Origin of the sequence: Arthrospira sp. PCC 8006 (genome assembly GCF_046480465.1) — a bacterium.
Classification (GTDB): Bacteria; Cyanobacteriota; Cyanobacteriia; order Cyanobacteriales; family Microcoleaceae; genus Limnospira; species Limnospira platensis.
In genome coordinates this window covers 1-1,477 of the sequence record NZ_PKGG01000449.1, presented here as the reverse complement: position 1 = coordinate 1,477, position 1,477 = coordinate 1, and the positions used below count along the sequence as shown (strand labels likewise).

The 1,477-nt window shown below is 52.6% G+C and carries 4 protein-coding genes and 1 pseudogene; 3 read left to right on the top strand and 2 right to left on the bottom strand.

Annotation, left to right across the window (positions count from 1 at the left end):
* Positions 1 to 230: pseudogene (locus B9T16_RS28620) on the top strand (hypothetical protein); the annotation flags it as partial.
* Positions 199 to 360, top strand: coding sequence for a hypothetical protein (locus B9T16_RS28615; RefSeq protein ID WP_410246384.1), 162 nt, complete (start codon positions 199 to 201; stop codon positions 358 to 360). The pseudogene B9T16_RS28620 and the gene B9T16_RS28615, both read left to right, overlap by 32 nt.
* Before the next feature lie 171 nt (positions 361 to 531).
* Here B9T16_RS28615 and B9T16_RS28610 read toward each other — a convergent pair whose 3' ends face one another.
* Both B9T16_RS28610 and B9T16_RS28605 read right to left on the bottom strand, forming a co-directional pair.
* The gene (locus B9T16_RS28610; protein ID WP_410246383.1) at positions 532 to 1,023 is read right to left on the bottom strand and encodes a DUF3368 domain-containing protein; all 492 of its coding nucleotides are present in this window, start codon (positions 1,021 to 1,023) and stop codon (positions 532 to 534) included.
* The gene (locus tag B9T16_RS28605) at positions 1,020 to 1,298 is read right to left on the bottom strand and encodes a UPF0175 family protein (protein WP_006615913.1); all 279 of its coding nucleotides are present in this window, start codon (positions 1,296 to 1,298) and stop codon (positions 1,020 to 1,022) included. Before B9T16_RS28605 ends, B9T16_RS28610 begins: the two co-directional genes overlap by 4 nt.
* On the opposite strand from B9T16_RS28605, the gene B9T16_RS28600 reads away from it, so the two are divergent.
* Positions 1,291 to 1,477 (top strand): hypothetical protein (locus B9T16_RS28600; RefSeq protein ID WP_410246382.1); only part of this gene is annotated, 187 nt, incomplete at its 3' end. The genes B9T16_RS28605 and B9T16_RS28600 overlap by 8 nt on opposite strands.

The following is a 1,477-nucleotide window of genomic DNA, read 5'->3' as shown; positions in this document are numbered from 1 at the left end:
AAAGCAAACTCAGCCAAACCGACATCGACGAACACCTGGAAAGACTCGAAAAATTCAAGCGGTTAATGCCCCGTTATAGGGATGTCAAAGCCATGGGAGCCGTCGCCGGAATGGTGGTTCCCGAAGAAGTCGCCCGCTATGGCTACCGTCGCGGCTTATTTGTTTTGGCACAGTCAGGAGATAGCGTCGTGATTTTAAATGATGATAAATTCCGTCCCCGCCAATGGTAAATTACAGCCAGAGTTGGCGATCGCGCAGCGTGCCCGCCAGAAGTATCGCCTACCCTCTCGGAAGTGCGACCTATCGCCTACTCTCTGGGAAGTGCGTTCGCGCAGCGTGCCCGCCAGAAGTATCGCCTAGGCTCTGGGAAGTGCGACCTATCGCCTAGCCTCGGAGTGCGACGTATCGCCTAGAGTCTCAGAAGTGCGATCGTACTGCCGATTATACAGGCAAGATGCCTGTGCTACACGAGGAGCGATCGCATTTCCCAAGTCTAAAGCCGAGACGACAAACGGAGCGACCCCGACTCATTCACAGCCGTTCCAACTCCGACTCAAACATCCGAATCAATTGCGAACTCAAACGAATGCCATTCTTAAGTAACTCCGAAATCGATTCCCTGGCTTCCTGCCGAGTCATTAAATCTGCACCGACAGCAGCCAGTAAAATCCCCAAACTGCCCTTCACAGGTAAACCCAAACTCAAAGCGACCCGCCGTCCCAAACGCTCATCAATCAAGACCCAATCCGCTTGGAGTTCCCGACCCAACAAAATGACTTCAAATTCTCCAGCATCGAGTCCCAAAAGTAACGGTTCAATACTGGAAGTCCCTGCCGGAGCTTGCACGACCGCCCCCGTTCGAGTTAAAATTTCCCCGCGACCCGGGCGGTCGCCCCCCTGAATGGCCATCTCTCGGTATACGGTGGGCGGGATAAAAATCTCATCAAATAACTGGGGTAACAGTTGCAAGCGATCGATCAGACTCAAAGCAATTAATGGTGTCGCATTGACAACAAACTTCATCGATCCCTCAATTTCTCGGCCAATTCTCGGCTGGTTTTCGCCTCCTCCTCAAACTCGGCTTCGGTGTAGTCGATCGCGGCAAATCCCCGTTCGCCAATCAAACGATAAAACTCCAAACGGCTGCACCCCAAAATCTCCGCCGCCACCCCCGAAGAAATTTTACCCTCTTCATAGAGTTGACCCAAAGTCAAAATCATCACCCGCCGCTTAAACCCTTCGGGTTCTTCCCGACAAGCCACCAACAACTGTTCTGGAAATTCAACAAAAATGCTCATTTCACCGAACCCGATTCAATACTCGGTCAATTTAGGCGATCGCGTAGCGTGCCCGTGGCGCGATCGCATTCCTGATTATACAGGCAAGATGGCGGCCGGGCGACAGTATGAGCGATCGCGAAGCACGTCTCGCCGGAGATCCGGTTTGCCGGAATCAAGTGTTCGGTTATCAGTGATTG

Bases quoted from the DNA above. Each gene is read 5' to 3' on its own strand.
- B9T16_RS28615 (WP_410246384.1), top strand. From the start codon at position 199: ATGATGATAAATTCCGTCCCCGCCAATGGTAAATTACAGCCAGAGTTG.
- B9T16_RS28610 (WP_410246383.1), bottom strand. From the start codon at position 1,023: ATGAAGTTTGTTGTCAATGCGACACCATTAATTGCTTTGAGTCTGATC.
- B9T16_RS28605 (WP_006615913.1), bottom strand. From the start codon at position 1,298: ATGAGCATTTTTGTTGAATTTCCAGAACAGTTGTTGGTGGCTTGTCGG.